The organism is Pseudoalteromonas sp. Hal040 (genome assembly GCF_037162425.1).
Classification (GTDB): domain Bacteria; phylum Pseudomonadota; class Gammaproteobacteria; order Enterobacterales; family Alteromonadaceae; genus Pseudoalteromonas; species Pseudoalteromonas gelatinilytica.
The window spans coordinates 3,246,599-3,262,500 of record NZ_JARLUU010000001.1 but is presented as its reverse complement, the minus strand read 5'-3'; the positions used below and the strand labels follow the sequence as shown (position 1 = coordinate 3,262,500).

General features: G+C 43.1%; 14 protein-coding genes and 2 rRNA genes (1 of these 16 cut by a window edge). 13 read left to right on the top strand and 3 right to left on the bottom strand.

The features are described from left to right. Together P4S60_RS15155 and rrf are read left to right on the top strand one after the other, a co-directional pair. A 23S ribosomal RNA gene (locus P4S60_RS15155) occupies positions 1-1,016 on the top strand (it extends 1,868 nt beyond the left edge of the window). Positions 1,017-1,140: 124 nt separating this feature from the next. Next, positions 1,141-1,255: ribosomal RNA gene (gene rrf, locus P4S60_RS15150) — 5S ribosomal RNA — on the top strand. A 643-nt stretch (positions 1,256-1,898) separates the two neighbouring features. Here rrf and P4S60_RS15145 read toward each other — a convergent pair. The 3 genes from P4S60_RS15145 to hslR form a co-directional block, all read right to left on the bottom strand. Then, positions 1,899-3,437 (bottom strand): phosphoenolpyruvate carboxykinase, encoded by a 1,539-nt coding sequence (locus P4S60_RS15145; RefSeq protein WP_337116484.1) that lies wholly within the window; start codon positions 3,435-3,437, stop codon positions 1,899-1,901. 276 nt (positions 3,438-3,713) lie between these two features. Further along, positions 3,714-4,559, bottom strand: a complete 846-nt coding sequence (hslO, locus tag P4S60_RS15140) for an Hsp33 family molecular chaperone HslO (protein WP_063701894.1) — start codon at positions 4,557-4,559, stop codon at positions 3,714-3,716. Positions 4,560-4,571: 12 nt separating this feature from the next. Next, the gene (hslR, locus tag P4S60_RS15135) at positions 4,572-4,994 is read right to left on the bottom strand and encodes a ribosome-associated heat shock protein Hsp15 (protein WP_105174426.1); all 423 of its coding nucleotides are present in this window, start codon (positions 4,992-4,994) and stop codon (positions 4,572-4,574) included. Between the two features lie 207 nt (positions 4,995-5,201). Between hslR and gspC the strand changes: the two genes are divergently transcribed. From gspC to P4S60_RS15080, 11 genes are all read left to right on the top strand, one after another. Continuing rightward, positions 5,202-6,143 (top strand): type II secretion system protein GspC, encoded by a 942-nt coding sequence (gspC, locus tag P4S60_RS15130; protein ID WP_337116483.1) that lies wholly within the window; start codon positions 5,202-5,204, stop codon positions 6,141-6,143. 22 nt (positions 6,144-6,165) lie between these two features. After that, complete coding sequence (gene gspD / locus P4S60_RS15125) at positions 6,166-8,229, top strand: type II secretion system secretin GspD (RefSeq protein WP_337116482.1); 2,064 nt, start codon at positions 6,166-6,168, stop codon at positions 8,227-8,229. Then, positions 8,222-9,787 (top strand): type II secretion system ATPase GspE, encoded by a 1,566-nt coding sequence (gene gspE, locus P4S60_RS15120; RefSeq protein WP_337116481.1) that lies wholly within the window; start codon positions 8,222-8,224, stop codon positions 9,785-9,787. Before gspD ends, gspE begins: the two co-directional genes overlap by 8 nt. 2 nt (positions 9,788-9,789) lie before the next feature. Further along, entirely contained in the window at positions 9,790-11,025 is a 1,236-nt protein-coding gene (gene gspF, locus P4S60_RS15115; protein WP_337116479.1) for a type II secretion system inner membrane protein GspF, read from the top strand. A gap of 78 nt (positions 11,026-11,103) precedes the next feature. Beyond that, on the top strand, positions 11,104-11,523 hold the full coding sequence (gene gspG / locus P4S60_RS15110) for a type II secretion system major pseudopilin GspG (protein WP_063701906.1): 420 nt from the start codon (positions 11,104-11,106) through the stop codon (positions 11,521-11,523). Between the two features lie 55 nt (positions 11,524-11,578). Next, positions 11,579-12,178 (top strand): prepilin-type N-terminal cleavage/methylation domain-containing protein, encoded by a 600-nt coding sequence (locus tag P4S60_RS15105; RefSeq protein WP_063701909.1) that lies wholly within the window; start codon positions 11,579-11,581, stop codon positions 12,176-12,178. Further along, entirely contained in the window at positions 12,178-12,552 is a 375-nt protein-coding gene (gspI, locus tag P4S60_RS15100) for a type II secretion system minor pseudopilin GspI (protein WP_054554845.1), read from the top strand. The genes P4S60_RS15105 and gspI overlap by 1 nt, the downstream gene beginning before the upstream one ends. After that, complete coding sequence (gene gspJ, locus P4S60_RS15095; RefSeq protein ID WP_119854194.1) at positions 12,552-13,223, top strand: type II secretion system minor pseudopilin GspJ; 672 nt, start codon at positions 12,552-12,554, stop codon at positions 13,221-13,223. The genes gspI and gspJ overlap by 1 nt, the downstream gene beginning before the upstream one ends. Positions 13,224-13,225: 2 nt before the next feature. Continuing rightward, a complete protein-coding gene (gene gspK / locus P4S60_RS15090; protein WP_337116478.1) occupies positions 13,226-14,221 on the top strand; it encodes a type II secretion system minor pseudopilin GspK in 996 nt (331 codons plus the stop codon). Then, positions 14,218-15,429, top strand: a complete 1,212-nt coding sequence (gene gspL / locus P4S60_RS15085; protein WP_337116477.1) for a type II secretion system protein GspL — start codon at positions 14,218-14,220, stop codon at positions 15,427-15,429. Before gspK ends, gspL begins: the two co-directional genes overlap by 4 nt. Then, a complete protein-coding gene (locus P4S60_RS15080) occupies positions 15,426-15,899 on the top strand; it encodes a type II secretion system protein M (protein WP_337116476.1) in 474 nt (157 codons plus the stop codon). The genes gspL and P4S60_RS15080 overlap by 4 nt, the downstream gene beginning before the upstream one ends. The last annotated feature ends 3 nt before the right edge of the window (positions 15,900-15,902 follow it).

Here is a 15,902-nt window from a genome sequence, read left to right as displayed (position 1 = left end):
AAGCCCCGGTAAACGGCGGCCGTAACTATAACGGTCCTAAGGTAGCGAAATTCCTTGTCGGGTAAGTTCCGACCTGCACGAATGGTGTAACCATGGCCACGCTGTCTCCACCCGAGACTCAGTGAAATTGAAATCGCAGTGAAGATGCTGTGTACCCGCGGCTAGACGGAAAGACCCCGTGAACCTTTACTACAGCTTGGCACTGAACATTGAACCTACATGTGTAGGATAGGTGGGAGGCTTTGAAGCAGAAACGCTAGTTTTTGTGGAGCCGTCCTTGAAATACCACCCTTGTAGTTTTGATGTTCTAACGTTGGCCCCTTATCGGGGTTACGGACAGTGCCTGGTGGGTAGTTTGACTGGGGCGGTCTCCTCCCAAAGAGTAACGGAGGAGCACGAAGGTTGGCTAAGTACGGTCGGACATCGTACGGTTAGTGTAATGGTAGAAGCCAGCTTAACTGCGAGACAGACACGTCGAGCAGGTACGAAAGTAGGTCATAGTGATCCGGTGGTTCTGAATGGAAGGGCCATCGCTCAACGGATAAAAGGTACTCCGGGGATAACAGGCTGATACCGCCCAAGAGTTCATATCGACGGCGGTGTTTGGCACCTCGATGTCGGCTCATCACATCCTGGGGCTGAAGTCGGTCCCAAGGGTATGGCTGTTCGCCATTTAAAGTGGTACGCGAGCTGGGTTTAGAACGTCGTGAGACAGTTCGGTCCCTATCTGCCGTGGGCGTTTGAGAATTGAGAGGGGTTGCTCCTAGTACGAGAGGACCGGAGTGAACGAACCGCTGGTGTTCGGGTTGTCATGCCAATGGCATTGCCCGGTAGCTACGTTCGGAACTGATAAGCGCTGAAAGCATCTAAGCGCGAAGCAGGCCTCGAGATGAGTTCTCACTAGACTTTTAAAGTCTCTGAAGGGCCGTTGAAGACTACAACGTTGATAGGCAGGATGTGGAAGTGGTGTGAGCCATTAAGCTAACCTGTACTAATTACCCGTGAGGCTTAACCATACAACGCCAAACGCGTTTTATGACAGCGTAACAGACAGAAGTTAAGTTACTAAAGTAGACATTTACTTGATATCAGAATTCCGAATTTTAGTTAATTGCCAAGGCGATTAACAAACCAAATTTGCTTGGTGACAATAGCGTTTTGGACCCACCTGACCCCATGCCGAACTCAGTAGTGAAACGAAACAGCGCCGATGATAGTGTGGCATTTGCCATGTGAAAGTAGGACATCGCCAGGCTCCAAATAAGAGAAAGCCCGATTCGAAAGAGTCGGGCTTTTTTGCGTTTAAGCTATCAGCTTTCACCCAGGTAGGTTGGGTAGAGCGCGACGAAACCCAACGAGTTAGCGAGTTGCTAGTTAGCAAGGGTAAAGTCGAACAGTGGGGTTGTTTAGTACAGAGTCACCCTCAGCAACAACCCCCTGTAGGAGGCATTTCAGTGCCGAATAGACAAGAGACATCAGACGTCAGATAATAGATGTTAGTTGATCTACCGGGTTGCTAGGTAACTAAGTCACCCTCAGCAACAACCCCCGTAGGAGGCACTTCAGTGCCGAATTCAGACCATAACAAACACATTCACGACTAAAACCATACCTACAAGTACACTTTACCTAGAGCCTAGAGCCTAGAGCCTAGAGCCTAGAGCCTAGAGCCTGAGGGAGACGCAGCACCAAACAACCCCATTGCAAGGCTGATAGCTCTGTGTTGGGTTTCACTTAGCTCTACCCAACCTACGCCAGACCTTAAAACTTTACTCTTTCTAACTAACTAGCTAACTTGCTAACTTTACTCTCGCAACTTGTAACTCATCAACTCATCAACCAAAAACAAAAACGCCAGCATTTAGCTGGCGTTTTCTAATCTGAAGGTAAGCTTGTTATTAAGCTTTTGGACCTGCTGATTTGATTGCTTCTGAAACATCGTATTTAGCGAAGTTTTCAGTGAAGTCAGAGGCTAGTTTGTTTGCGTATTCTGCGTACTTCTCTTTATCTTCCCATGTGTTGATTGGGTTAAGAAGTTGGCTGTCTACACCTGGAACTGCCACTGGTACATCTAGATTTAGAACGTCGATGTGTTGCGTTTCAACATCAGCAAGTTTACCTGATACGATTGCGTCAACAACAGCACGTGTTGTTGGGATATCGAAACGTTGACCAGTACCGTAAGGGCCACCTGTCCAACCTGTGTTCACTAGGTATACTTTAGCGCCAAATTCACGTACACGCTTCATTAGAAGCTCTGCGTAAACGCCAGCAGGACGTGGGAAGAACGGAGCACCGAAACATGTTGAGAATGTAGACTCGATGTCGCTTGTTGAACCGATTTCAGTTGAACCTACTTTCGCCGTGTAACCGCTTAAGAAGTGGTATGCAGCTGCTTCTTCAGTTAATACTGAAACTGGAGGTAATACACCGCTCACATCGCATGTTAAGAATACAACGGCTTTTGGCTCGCCAGCACGGTTTTCTACTTTACGTTTTTCAACGTGCTCTAGAGGGTAAGCTGCGCGGCTATTTTGTGTAAGGCTTGTATCATGGAAATCTGGTACACGGTTTTCGTCAAGTACCACGTTTTCTAAGATTGTACCAAAGCGAATTGCATTCCAAATAACTGGTTCGTTCTTTTGCGAAAGATCGATACATTTAGCATAACAACCACCTTCGATGTTAAATACGCTACCTGGTGCCCAACCGTGCTCGTCATCACCGATAAGGAAACGAGTAGGGTCTGCAGATAATGTTGTTTTACCTGTACCAGATAGACCGAAGAATAATGCTGTATCGCCTGCTTCACCTACGTTTGCAGAGCAGTGCATTGGTAATACACCTTTTGCAGGAAGTAGAAAGTTCTGTACAGAGAACATTGATTTCTTCATTTCGCCAGCGTAGCGCATACCAGCTAGTAGTACTTTACGTTGTGCGAAGTTGATGATTACTGTGCCGTCACTGTTAGTGCCATCACGCTCTGGGTCACATACAAATGACGGTACGTTCATTACCTGCCACTCAGGGAAGTCTGAAGTATTGTATGTTTGTGGTTCGATAAACATGTTTTTGGCAAAAATATGGTGCCATGCAGTTTCTGTCGTTACAACAACTGGTAAATAGTGCTCAGGATCAGCGCCAACTTCTAGGTGAGAGATGAAGTGGTCGTTGCTTTTCACGTGTTCTTCAACACGTGCCCATAACGCATCAAACTTGTCTGCATCGAATGGGCGGTTTACGTTGCCCCATTGGATTTCGTTTTCAGTGCTTGGCTCTTGAACAATAAAACGATCTTTTGGAGAGCGGCCAGTGCGTACACCGGTTTTAGCAACAAAAGCACCATTAGCGGCTAGAGTCCCTTCGCCACGACGAATAGCGTGTTCGACAAGTTCAGCTGCTGTAAGATCAACAAAACTAGTAGCGTTTGCAGTCATGTTTATACCTAAATTGTGAGAGATTGAACGGGATAGCTCTGGGGTTCTTAGTTTTCCCTTTTGCTAAAATAATAGTAACAGAAGGATTAGGGATATTCGAGTGCCTGAAGGGCTTAAAAAGGCATATATTTGGCAAAAAACATGAATAATTTCAATGATACCGGTGTCATAAAATGACGCATTTTCATGACACCGGTATCATTAATTTTGAAATTTTTTTAATAAAAAAGCCGCACTGATGGCGGCTTTTAATATAATAACATTTATTATGATGTATTAATTAAATATGGCTTTAATATCTTGCTCATTGAAGATGTAATCTTTTAAGCAATAATGACAGCTAATTTTTACTTCACCATTGGCTTGTACATCAGCTAGTAATTCGTCTTGACCAACATTCACCAACGCAGCAATTGTTTTGTCTCGGCTACAGCCACAGCGGAAACTAATAGACTGTGGCTCGAATAACTGAGGATTATCTTCATGGTACAGTCGAGTTAACACAGTGTTTGCATCTAAACCTAGTAACTCTTCATCTTTAATTGTGTTGCTAATCGCTTCTAGATGAGTGAAGTCTTCTACCGACTTTTCTTTATTAACCGGTAATACTTGTAAGAATAAGCCAGCTGCTTTTGCTGTGTCTGCTGTTACTTCTGTTGCAAACCAAAGACGTGTTTTTAACTGTTCCGATTGCTCAAAATAGTTTTCAAGGCATTTATCTAAGCTATCATGCTCTAACGGTACAATACCTTGGTATCGTTCACCCTTAGTTGGCGTAATTGTAATAACCATATAGCCATTACCAATTAAGTCTTTTATTGAGCTTCCTGTCACTTCACCTTGTAGACGTGCGATGCCTCGCATGTTTTGTTTATCGTCACCATTAATTACGGCATATTTAACTGGGCCATCGCCTTGTAGTTGAACGGCGATTTCACCTTCAAACTTTAATGTGGCCGTTAATAAGCAAGTAGCAACAAGCAATTCACCTAATAGGGTTTGCACTGGTGCTGGGTAATTATGGTTTGCGATCATCTCTTGATAAGTATTTTCAATTTGTACGAGTTCACCACGTACATCGAGCTGATCAAATATATAACGATGAAGTAAATCTTGTTGCATGAGTTGCATTACCTAACTTGATTTCATTTTTAACAGTTCACGTCTTTGCTTTTTATCTGGTTTACGATCAGGGTGTGGAGCAAAGAAGCTGTTGTTCTTACGGGCGATAGCATTTGCTTCGCGTTTCTCAATACTTGCTTGAGTTTCTTGGTATAAGGTTTGTGCAATGGGGGCGCCTTGACGTTTTTCAAGGATCTTTTCAATTGTCACCACCTTTTCGTCGACCCCTTGTAGCAGTTTTACCACTGCACCCAGTTCGACTATTTTGCTGGGTTTAGTACGTTGACCATTATAATGTACTTTGCCGCCTTGCACCATGTCTCGTGCTATTGAACGGGTTTTATAAAAGCGTGCAGCCCATAACCATTTATCAAGGCGCACGCTTAATTCGTCTTGTTTGTCTTGCGACTTATTAGTGTTACCTTTTGACACAATTGTGCTCTTTTAAAGCTGCTTATATATAGGCAAAATTTACCATGAAACTTAATCATAAATAAACAGTCGTAGTAATTCCTTGCAGCCCACTTTTCGTCGAATTTACCTCATTTACAAAGTTTAATATAAGCGCGCTTGTTGAATGAAAAATGAAAAGGTACTATAGGCCAGCTATCAAGCAGTAAATTAAAAAAAGAATTAGAGTTTATGGATCAACACTTACAACAAGTTAAACAGTTTTTGAACGGCTTACCTCATGCCAAGCTAAGTGCATTTGTAGTGCTGTTAGTTGTTGTTTACATTGCTTTTTTGTCATCTAGATTGTTTTGGCTGGTGTGGCCTGAACCCGACTCAAAGGCGTTGCCCTCCACGGGCGTCAATACCCTAGCTAAACGCGCTGAGACAGTCAGTTCTCGCCAAATAATTGAGCAAAATCTATTCGGCAAAGTCGTTGTCGAAACTAAAAAACCCGCGGCAAAACAAAACCAAGTTATTAACAACGCCCCTGAAACACGTTTAAGTATTAATCTAACCGGTATTGTTGCCGTAAGCCAAAATGACCAAGCGGGTCTTGCAATTATTGAGTCGCAAGGTAAGCAAGAGACGTATGTGGTGGATGATGCAATTTCTGGAACACGTGCCAAGCTTGCTCAGGTTCTGCCTGACCGAGTGATTTTAGATGTTAGTGGGCGTTTTGAAACCTTAATGCTTGATGGTCTCGATTTTACAAAAACAGTTTCTATGCCTGTGTTGGCAGAGCGTGAAGAGTCAGGGTTAACTGAAGGCCCGCAGCTTGATGAGAATAATGAAATTAATGCGACCGAAGATGAAGAAGTAAAAGAAGCGCTTATCGAAACGCGTGAGGAAGTATTAGACGATCCCGGTAAATTATTTGACTATATTCGCGTCTCTCAAGCGATGGTTGATGGTGAGTTAGTAGGGTATCGCTTAAGCCCAGGTAAAGATCCTGCTTTATTTAAGCAGATGGGATTAATGAATAATGATTTAGCTATTGCGATTAATGGCTATCAATTAAATGATTTGAAACAGGCAATGTCAGCAATCAACGAATTACGTAATAGTACTGACGCAAGTATCACTATCGAACGCGATGGTGAGCAAATTGATGTTCAATTTAGCCTGCAATAACTAGCTTTGGAGTTTTTATAGAATGGTTCACGCGCTACACCTCACAAAAATCAAAAAAGGGTTAGCAAAATATGCAGCGCTTTTTTTATTAACAGGATTATCGCTTTCAGTATCTGCTGTTGAATATGCGGCTAACTTTAAAGGCACTGATATTAATGAGTTTATTAATATCGTTGGTAAGAATTTAAATAAAACCGTGATTATTGACCCGAATGTGCGCGGCAAAGTAAACGTGCGCAGCTACGAGTTAATGGATGAAAAGCTTTATTATCAGTTCTTTTTAAATGTACTTGAGGTTTATGGTTATTCAGCTGTTGAAATGGATAACGGTATTCTTAAAATTGAAAAAAGTGCAGATGCGAAAAAATCAAACGTGCCACTGATCACCGAAGATAATCAAGCCAGTGGCGATATGATGGTGACACGTGTTGTACGTGTTAAAAACGTAAGTGTGCAAGAGCTAGGTCCATTAGTACGTCAATTTAGCGATCAAAAAGATGGTGGTCATGTTGCCAACTTTAATGCTGCTAACGTAATGATGTTAACGGGTCATGCTGCTTCAGTTAACCGCTTAGTCGAGATTATTCGCTCGGTTGACCAAGCTGGTGACAAGCGTGTTGATATCGTAAAGCTTAAATTTGCCACAGCGGATGATGTGGTGTCTGTTGTTGAGAACATCTACAAAGATAGTGGCAAGGGCAGCATTCCTGAGTTTTTGATTCCTAAAGTAGTCGCAGATGGCCGAACTAACAGTGTTATTGTCAGTGGTGAAGCGCAAGCACGTACTCGTGCTGTTGAATTGATCAGTCGCTTAGACGGTGAATTAGAAAACCAAGGTAACACTAAGGTTATCTACCTTAATTATGCAAAAGCAGAGGACCTTGTAAAAGTATTACAGGGCGTAAGTAAAACTCTGGCAGAAGATGCACAAGGTGGCGCGACTAAAACACGTACGCGTAGTAAAGGCGAAACCAGTATCGAAGCGCATCCTGATTCAAACTCGCTCGTTATTACTGCACAACCAGATACTATGCGCTCGCTTGAGCAAGTCATTGAGCGTCTTGATGTTCGTCGCGCGCAAGTACTTGTCGAAGCTATTATCGTTGAGGTATTAGAAGCTGACGGTATCAACTTAGGCTTGCAGTGGATTTCAGAGCAAGGCGGGATGATGCAGTTCAACAACGGCACAACAGTGCCTGTTGGTTCGTTAGCTGTTGCAGCTGAACAAGCGCGTGATAAAACGATTGAAGGCACTGTAGTTGGTACTGAAACTGGCACTGTGACAAGCACCACTGAAACACAAGAAGGTGACTTAACAGCACTTGCTTCACTGCTAGGCGGTATTAACGGTCTAGCAATGGGTATTGTGAAAAACGACTGGGGTGCAATTATCCAAGCCGTTTCAACCGATACTAACTCTAATATTCTTGCAACCCCGTCTGTAACGACCATGGATAACGAAGAAGCATCAATGATTGTTGGTCAAGAAGTACCTATTATCACTGGTTCGCAAACAGGCTCAAATAACGCCAACCCATTCCAAACAGTTGAGCGTCAAGAAGTAGGTGTGAAGCTAAAAGTAACACCACAAATTAATGATGGCTCAGCAGTTCAATTAACGATTGAGCAAGAAGTTTCAAGCGTAAGTGGTGCTACAGCGGTTGATATTTCAGTAAACAAACGTGCAATTAAAACTACGGTTATGGCTGATGATGGCGGCATGGTTGTACTAGGCGGCTTGATTGATGAAGACGTGCAAGAAAGTGTGTCTAAAGTGCCATTGTTAGGTGATATTCCGGTACTTGGTCATTTATTCCGTTCAACCAGCACCAGTAAGCGTAAACGTAACCTGATTGTCTTTATTCGTCCTACCATTGTGCGCGATGGCATTAGCATGAATAAATTAAGCCACTCGAAATATAACTTTATTCGTGGCGAACAACAAAAACAAAAAGAAGATGGTATTGATTTAATGCCGTTGACGGATGCACCAATCCTTCCTGAATGGAATGACGCCTTGGTATTACCGCCAACGTACGAAGAATACCTGAAACAACAAAACGCGAATGAGCGCAACGATGACTAATGCAATTACAGAAATCAATGACGAGCTAGCATCCGACACGCCAGCAAATCATGATGAGCTGCTAACAAGTGATGATCTTGTTAGCTTGCCGACTAAGCGTTTGCCGTTTTCGTACGCGCGTCGTACCGGTGTGCTGTTAGGTAAAGATCAAGATAACTGGACTGTATACTACCGTGGTGAGTTAGACGTTGATGCTTTACTAGAGGTGCGTCGTATCGCAGGTCATGGATTTGCGTTAGAGCAATTGCCTGACGATAAGTTTGAGCTATTACTTGAAGCCTCATACCAGCGAGATAGCTCTGAAACACAGCAAATGATGGAAGATATCGGTAACGAGGTCGATTTGTTCTCGCTTGCAGATGAATTACCGCAAACGGAAGATCTCCTTGCTGGTGATGACGATGCACCAATCATCAAGCTGATCAACGCGATGCTGAGCGAAGCAATTAAAGAAGGTGCTTCAGATATTCATATCGAAACCTTTGAGCAAGAGCTGGTGATTCGCTTTAGGGTTGATGGCGTACTAAAAGAAGTATTAAAGCCGAACCGTAAACTCGCTTCATTGTTAGTGTCGCGTATTAAGGTTATGGCAAAGCTAGATATTGCTGAGAAACGTATCCCGCAGGATGGTCGTATTAGTTTACGTATTGCTGGTCGTGCTGTTGATGTGCGTGTATCGACGATGCCATCAAGCTTTGGTGAGCGAGTCGTACTGCGTTTATTAGATAAGAACAACGCACGCCTGAACCTTGAAGATTTAGGTATGACGGAGCGTAACCGTGAATTGTTCGCTGATTTAATCAGTAAGCCGCACGGTATTATCTTAGTAACCGGTCCAACAGGTTCAGGTAAAAGTACCACCTTGTATGCGGGTATGAGCCAAATCAACTCTCGGGATCGCAATATTCTTACTGTTGAAGATCCAATCGAGTACGAGATCCCAGGTATTGGTCAAACTCAGGTAAATACCAAAGTTGATATGACCTTTGCCCGAGGCTTACGTGCCATTCTTCGTCAAGACCCTGACGTCGTAATGGTTGGTGAGATCCGTGACCTTGAAACAGCGCAAATTGGTGTGCAAGCGTCATTAACTGGTCACTTGGTTATGTCGACACTGCATACGAATACAGCGGCCGGTGCTATTACGCGTATGGAAGACATGGGCGTAGAGCCTTTCTTGCTTTCATCGTCGTTATTAGGTGTATTGTCACAACGTCTAGTGCGTACATTATGTAATAGCTGTAAAGAAGGCCACGTTGCTGATGAGCGTGAGTGCCAGCTACTGGGTGTAAACCCTGCTGAGCCGCCAACAATTTATCGTGCAGTTGGTTGTGAAGAGTGTAACTTCAATGGTTATCGCGGTCGAACAGGTATTCATGAGTTACTCGTTGTGGATGAAACAATTCGCGAAATGATCCACAACGGTAAAGGCGAGCAAAGTGTTGAGAAATACATTCGCAAACACAGCCCGAGTATTCGCCAAGATGGCTGTAATCGTGTCTTAGCAGGTCGCACAACCTTAGAAGAAGTCTTGCGTGTAACACGTGAGGAAGGTTAATCATGGCAGCATTTGAGTACCGTGCCCTTGATGGTAAAGGTAAAGAGAAAAAAGGCATTCTTGAAGCCGATACGGTAAAGCAAATACGCCAAACATTGCGCGATCAAGGTCTCATGCCTTTAGAAGTTGTCGGCGCGGCTGAAGGCGAAAAGCAAACAAAAGGGGCGAAGAGCTCTTTATTTGGAAGCTTCTTCAAGCCAAAAATTTCGACTTCTGATTTGGCGTTGATCACCCGTCAACTAGCAACTTTGATCCAGTCAGCTTTACCGGTTGAAGGGGCTGTCATGGCGGTGGCCGAGCAGTGTGAAAAGCCGCGTTTAAAGCGTATGCTGATGGCTGTACGTTCAAAGGTTGTCGAAGGTTATACCTTAGCGGATGGTATGAGCGAGTTTCCGCATGTATTTGATGATTTATATCGTGCCATGGTGGCAGCTGGTGAAAAATCGGGTCACCTAGACCAAGTTTTAAATCGTTTAGCAGATTATACGGAACAACGTCAGCATATGCGTAGTCAAATCACACAGGCGATGGTGTATCCGACCATTCTTGTGGTGTTTGCTATTGCGATTGTCTCTGTATTATTAGGTACCGTGGTGCCAAAAATCTTGAAGACCTTTGAAAAGTCGAAACAAGTATTACCATGGACCACCGAATGGGTAATGGCTGCGAGTAATTTTGTACAAAATTACTGGTTTATAAGTTTAGTCATTATAACCGTGTTAGCAGTGGCCATTAAGCAAGCGCTTAAGCAGCCGCATATTCGTTACTGGTATGACGAAAAAGTGCTTCATTTACCGGGTATTGGTAAGGTTGCACGGGGTGTTAATACGGCACGTTTTGCGCGTACTTTAAGTATTTTATCGTCAAGCTCAGTGCCGCTACTTGAAGGGATGCGTATTTCAGGTGGTGTACTGGTTAACGAGAAAATGAAAAAGTCGGTGCAAGATGCGGCAACGCGCGTAAGTGAAGGGGCGAGTCTACGTGCCGCACTTCAGCAAACCAAACTTTTCCCACCTATGATGCTACATATGATAGCCAGTGGTGAAAAATCAGGTGAACTTGAGCAGATGCTTGAGCGTGCGGCTAATAACCAAGATCGTGAGTTTGAGAGCATGGTAAACGTGTCTCTGAAACTATTAGAGCCCGCGATGATTGCTTCAATGGCGGTAATTGTATTGTTTATTGTTATGGCAATACTCCAGCCGATTATGGCAATGAATAAGGCTGTAGGTCTTTAAATTAGGGAACACTAGAGCAATTAGCAGCTAACACTGCCGCTCTATAATAAATTTTTGAAGAAAGTTAGAGGTATTTTTGTGAACAAACAGTCAGGTTTCTCATTACTAGAAGTCATGGTAGTACTGGTTATCATCGGTATGATCATGTCAATTGTGGCGCCAAATATCATGGGTCAGCAAGAAGAAGCTGCAATCGATAAAGCACATTTAGATATTCAACAGATTGAAGATGCGTTAAGCCTATACAAGCTTAAAAACAAAGCGTATCCAACCACAGAGCAAGGCTTAGAAGCGTTAGTAACTAAAACGAGCATTGAGCCGATTCCAAAGCGTTTCCCTGACGGTGGTTTCCTTGAGAAGTTACCAGAAGATCCATGGGGTAACCCTTATCAGCTGATCAGCCCGGGAGAAGTAGGCAAAATCGATATTTTCTCAATGGGTCCTGATGGTGAAGCGGGTACTGATGATGACATCGGTAACTGGGATGAAGAAAAGTAATAATGCCTAAATTCAGCCAACTGAACAAAGCTTATACACAGCAAGGCTTACTATTATGGTAAGCCTTGGTCGTTTGCGTTTAGCTGGCCGTGCTAAGCACGCCAAAGGGTTTAGCCTCATCGAAATTTTAATGGTGCTCGTGGTGATTGGTTTTGTCACCAAAATGGTTGCCTATAGCTTTGATGGTGGTGCAGAAGAAGAGCTAGAAAAACAAGCGCTCAGATTACATACCACAATTAATATGGCGTCTGAGTTTGCGATTTTAAATCAGGTTGAGCTGGGTTTTCATCTTGACCAAGATACCTTTGAATTTTTAGTTTTTGACGGTGATAAGTGGGTTACGTTTGACCGTGAAAAACTGTTTGCCCCGATTAAGGTTGATGAGCGCTTTAAGCTTACGCTTAACCTTGATGATTTAGCCTGGGCACAAGATAACTTGCTAGAGCAGTCAAACTGGCGAGAGTTAATGAGCGGTGGTGACGAAGACAGCCTACTTGAGCTACAAAAGCTCAAAATACCGCAAGTACTTATTTTATCTTCTGGCGAAGTCAGTGCATTTCAATTGGTTTACGAGCTTAAAGATGAGCGTGAACCGCAGTATTTTATCGAGGGCGAATTTATGGCTCCGGTAAAGTTTCGAATGGAGCCTGAATAATGAATAAGTCAGCAGGTTTTACTTTACTCGAAGTGATGGTTGCATTGGCTATTTGTGCGATGGCTGGTATTGCTGCAATGCAAGCAACCGGTGAGCACATCAATCATCTTTCGTCGATTGAAGAACAAACTTATGCCTCTTGGGTCGCTGAAAACGTGATGGTTGAACAACGTGCCAAAGGCGATAAATGGACAGGTAAAAGTGGTGTTAAAGGTACTGAAACACTCGCTGGCTTTGAATGGTATTGGCGTCAGGACGTGGTTCCTACTGCTGATAAAACCTTTGTAAAGGTAACCATCAACGTGTTCGCTGATGAAAAGCTTGAGTACCCAGTATATGAGCTTTCTACTTATTTAAATAAAGGTGATAAGTAGTGAAGCAACGCGGTTTTACTTTACTTGAAGTCATTATCGCCATGGGTATTTTAGCCTTTGTGGTGCTATCGACCCATCAAATTCTAGATTCGACGACTAAAGCGAAAGATGCCTCAGATGAAACGATTGCTGAGTTGAATGGGTTACAAACCTTGTTTCGATTAATGGATCAAGACTTTAGTCAAATGACTAAACGTCAGGTGCGTAACGAAGCCGGTGATTTTCAAGAAACGTATATCTTGGCTGGGCGCTATGTTCTTGATAGTCAGTACGATGGTATTGGTTTTGTACGTGATGGTTGGGTTAACCCAATCAATTTATTGCCGCGTTCTGAACTGCAAGCGGTTGGTTATCGCGTTATAGATGACAAACTTGAACGTGTTTACCGTGTCTATGTTGACCAATTAGATAACATGGAGCCGCGCTCACAAGTAATTTTAGAAAACATCGAAGATCTAAAATTTGAATTCTTAGATGATAAAGATGAGTGGCAAGAACAGTGGCAAATTAAGGCGCTGCCAAAAGCAGTCGCAGTCACCATTCAAAAAATGGAGCAAGAGCCAATTCGTCGCGTATTCCTCGTGCCTGGAGAGGGCAAAGTGACGGCTCAAACAAATGATAGCAATCGCGGTTCAAGTGGTAATAGTGATGATGACGGAACAGGTGGCTAGTGATGACCGTTATTAAACGCTCAAAAGGTGCAGCGCTTGTTATTGTGTTATTTATTGTGGCGCTTGCGGCTATGCTCGCCGTTGAAATGAGCGCTAATTTAATGGTGCAAGTGCAGCGAAGTAGTAACATTCAAAATCATCAACAGGCAAAATGGTATGGCTTTGCAGCTGAAGAGTTGGCCATTAAAGCGTTGAAACAAACAAAAAAAGATGATCCGGATAAAACCCATCTTGGGCAAATTTGGGCACAACAAGGTGGCGTACCTTATCCTGTTGATAATGGTACCTTGAGTGGCACAATCACTGACTTACAGGCATGTTTGAACTTAAATGCACTGCATGTAAAGCCCGATCAACAAACAGATCCTAATAATAAAACGAATCCAGCACATAAGGCATTGTTGGCGTTATTAGAAAATATTGAAGACTTGCCTACGGACGAGTCTGAAGAAGCGATGGCCGATAGCGTGTTTGATTGGTTAGATGCTGATAGCATTACCTATCGCTCAGGTGCTGAAGAAGATGAGTATTTATCACGAAAATACCCATACATGACCGCAAATAGTTATTTTGCCTCAACTTCAGAGCTTCGTTTAGTAAAAGGCTTTAACCCACTTGTAATGGAAAAAATCTTACCATTTGTGTGTGTCATTCCAGGTAGTGAATTATTACAAATAAACGTGAATACTCTGCCTGTAGAAAGCGCCATTATATTAAGCTCGCTTATTGATGGCTTAAGTCTTTCAGGGGCTGAAGCAGTATTATCATCACGCCCTCAAGATGGCTATGATGATTTAGAAGCATTTTTTGAAGAGGTTAATCAACAAGGCGCACAAAATGTGAAAGCCGTTGAAGGCCTATTCAGTATCAACAGTGAATATTTTAAACTACAAACGCAGGCTGAATTTGCAGAACTGCGTTTTTCGATGACCACCTTACTCCATGCCACTAATGGTACAGTAACGATACTGGCGCGAAAATTTGGAGGCGTACAGTGACAGAAATATTGTTGATCCGTACGGGTCAAACATTAAAAGACAGCCTTAATTGGCTAATTTACTCACCAACAGAACAAGAAATTATTGCCAGCGGCGAAATCGCCAATGCATCACAACTTGGTGAGCTCACAGAAAAAGCGCAATCACGGGAAGTAGTCGCGTTATTACCAAGTGATCAAGTACAACTAAAAACAGTCGCTTTGCCAACAAAGTGGAGTCGCAAGCTAGAGCAAGCACTTCCTTACATGCTAGAAGAAGAAATAGCGTGTGATGTTGATGATTTATTCATAGCGATTGCAGAGCCAACACTCATTGATGAGAAGCATGCGATTAATATCGCGATGACCGACCGTGAATGGTTCGAGCAATGGTTAGCTGAATTTAATGAGCATGGTATTGAAGTCTACAAAGTTCTGCCGGATGCTTTATTGTTACCTGATGTTGAGGATAACACTCAGTTACGCGCTATTGAGCTGAATGGTCAATGGTTATGTAAGCATGGTAATTGGCATATTGCTGCTGTAGAAACAAATTGGCTCGCTGGTTATTTAACTGCATTAGGCAATCCACGTGTGGCACACTTTAGTCCTGCAACGGGTTTTCCTGATACGGTTGAGCTAACTGCTCAGACGGATCAATACGATTTACCACTAGCCTTATTTGCCAAACAATTACCTGAGGTGAAATTCAACCTTCGCCAAGGTGTTTATCAGCTTAAGAAAAAGTCAGCAATTTGGTGGGGCTATTGGCAAAAAGCCGCTATTGCAGCAGGTGTGGCATTAGTATGCAGTGTCGGTGTTAAGTCGCTAGAGCTTTATAAGTTAAATAGCCAGCTTGAAGCGGCAAAAGCCGAAGTGGTTGCAAATTATCAGCGTGCGTTTCCTGACAAAAAAGTACGTCCGCAGCTTATCCGTAGTCAAATTCGTAGTGAGCTTGCTTTATTAGAAGGTGGCAGTACAGCTGGTTTCTTGGATTTAACTAATGATCTGGTGTCAATTTTTAGTGAAGTTAAAGACTTCACACCGGAAACGTCGCGTTATGACCAAGGTCGTAACGAGTTACGTATTCGTGCACGAGGCAAAGATTTCCAGTCATTCAGTAAAGTAAAAGCAATTTTAGAACAGCGTGGCTTAACCGTTGATCAAGGCTCGCTGAACAATGATGGTGATTATGTCGTTGGTGAAATTAAGTTACGAGGTGCGGCATGAAAAATCAAATAATCAATTATTGGCGCTCGTTAAAAGAACACGAGCAGCAACTTGTGATGGTTGCAGGTGTTGTGTTCGTTATTTTTGTGCTGGTTATGGGGGTCTTTCGTCCACTTAACGCTGCTATCGAAAAAGCAGAGCAAGACACAATAAAACAGCAAGAGCTGCTAGCCTGGGTTGATGAAAGTATTGTTAAACTTAAAGCGAGTGGTAACGCGCGTAATACGAGCAGCCGTAGCTTAAGCCAAATCGTTAATAGCACCCGCAATCGTTATCAAATTATCATTAGCAAAATGCAGCCAAATGACAATTCACTTCGTTTAACCATTGACTCTGTTGAGTTTAATAACCTCGTTGAATGGCTTGATGAACTGGTTAATTCACATGGCGTGCTAATCGAGAATTTAGATTTAAGTAAAGATGACAAATCAGGCTTTGTGCGTGTAAGTCGTTTGGTACTAGAGAAGTAAACG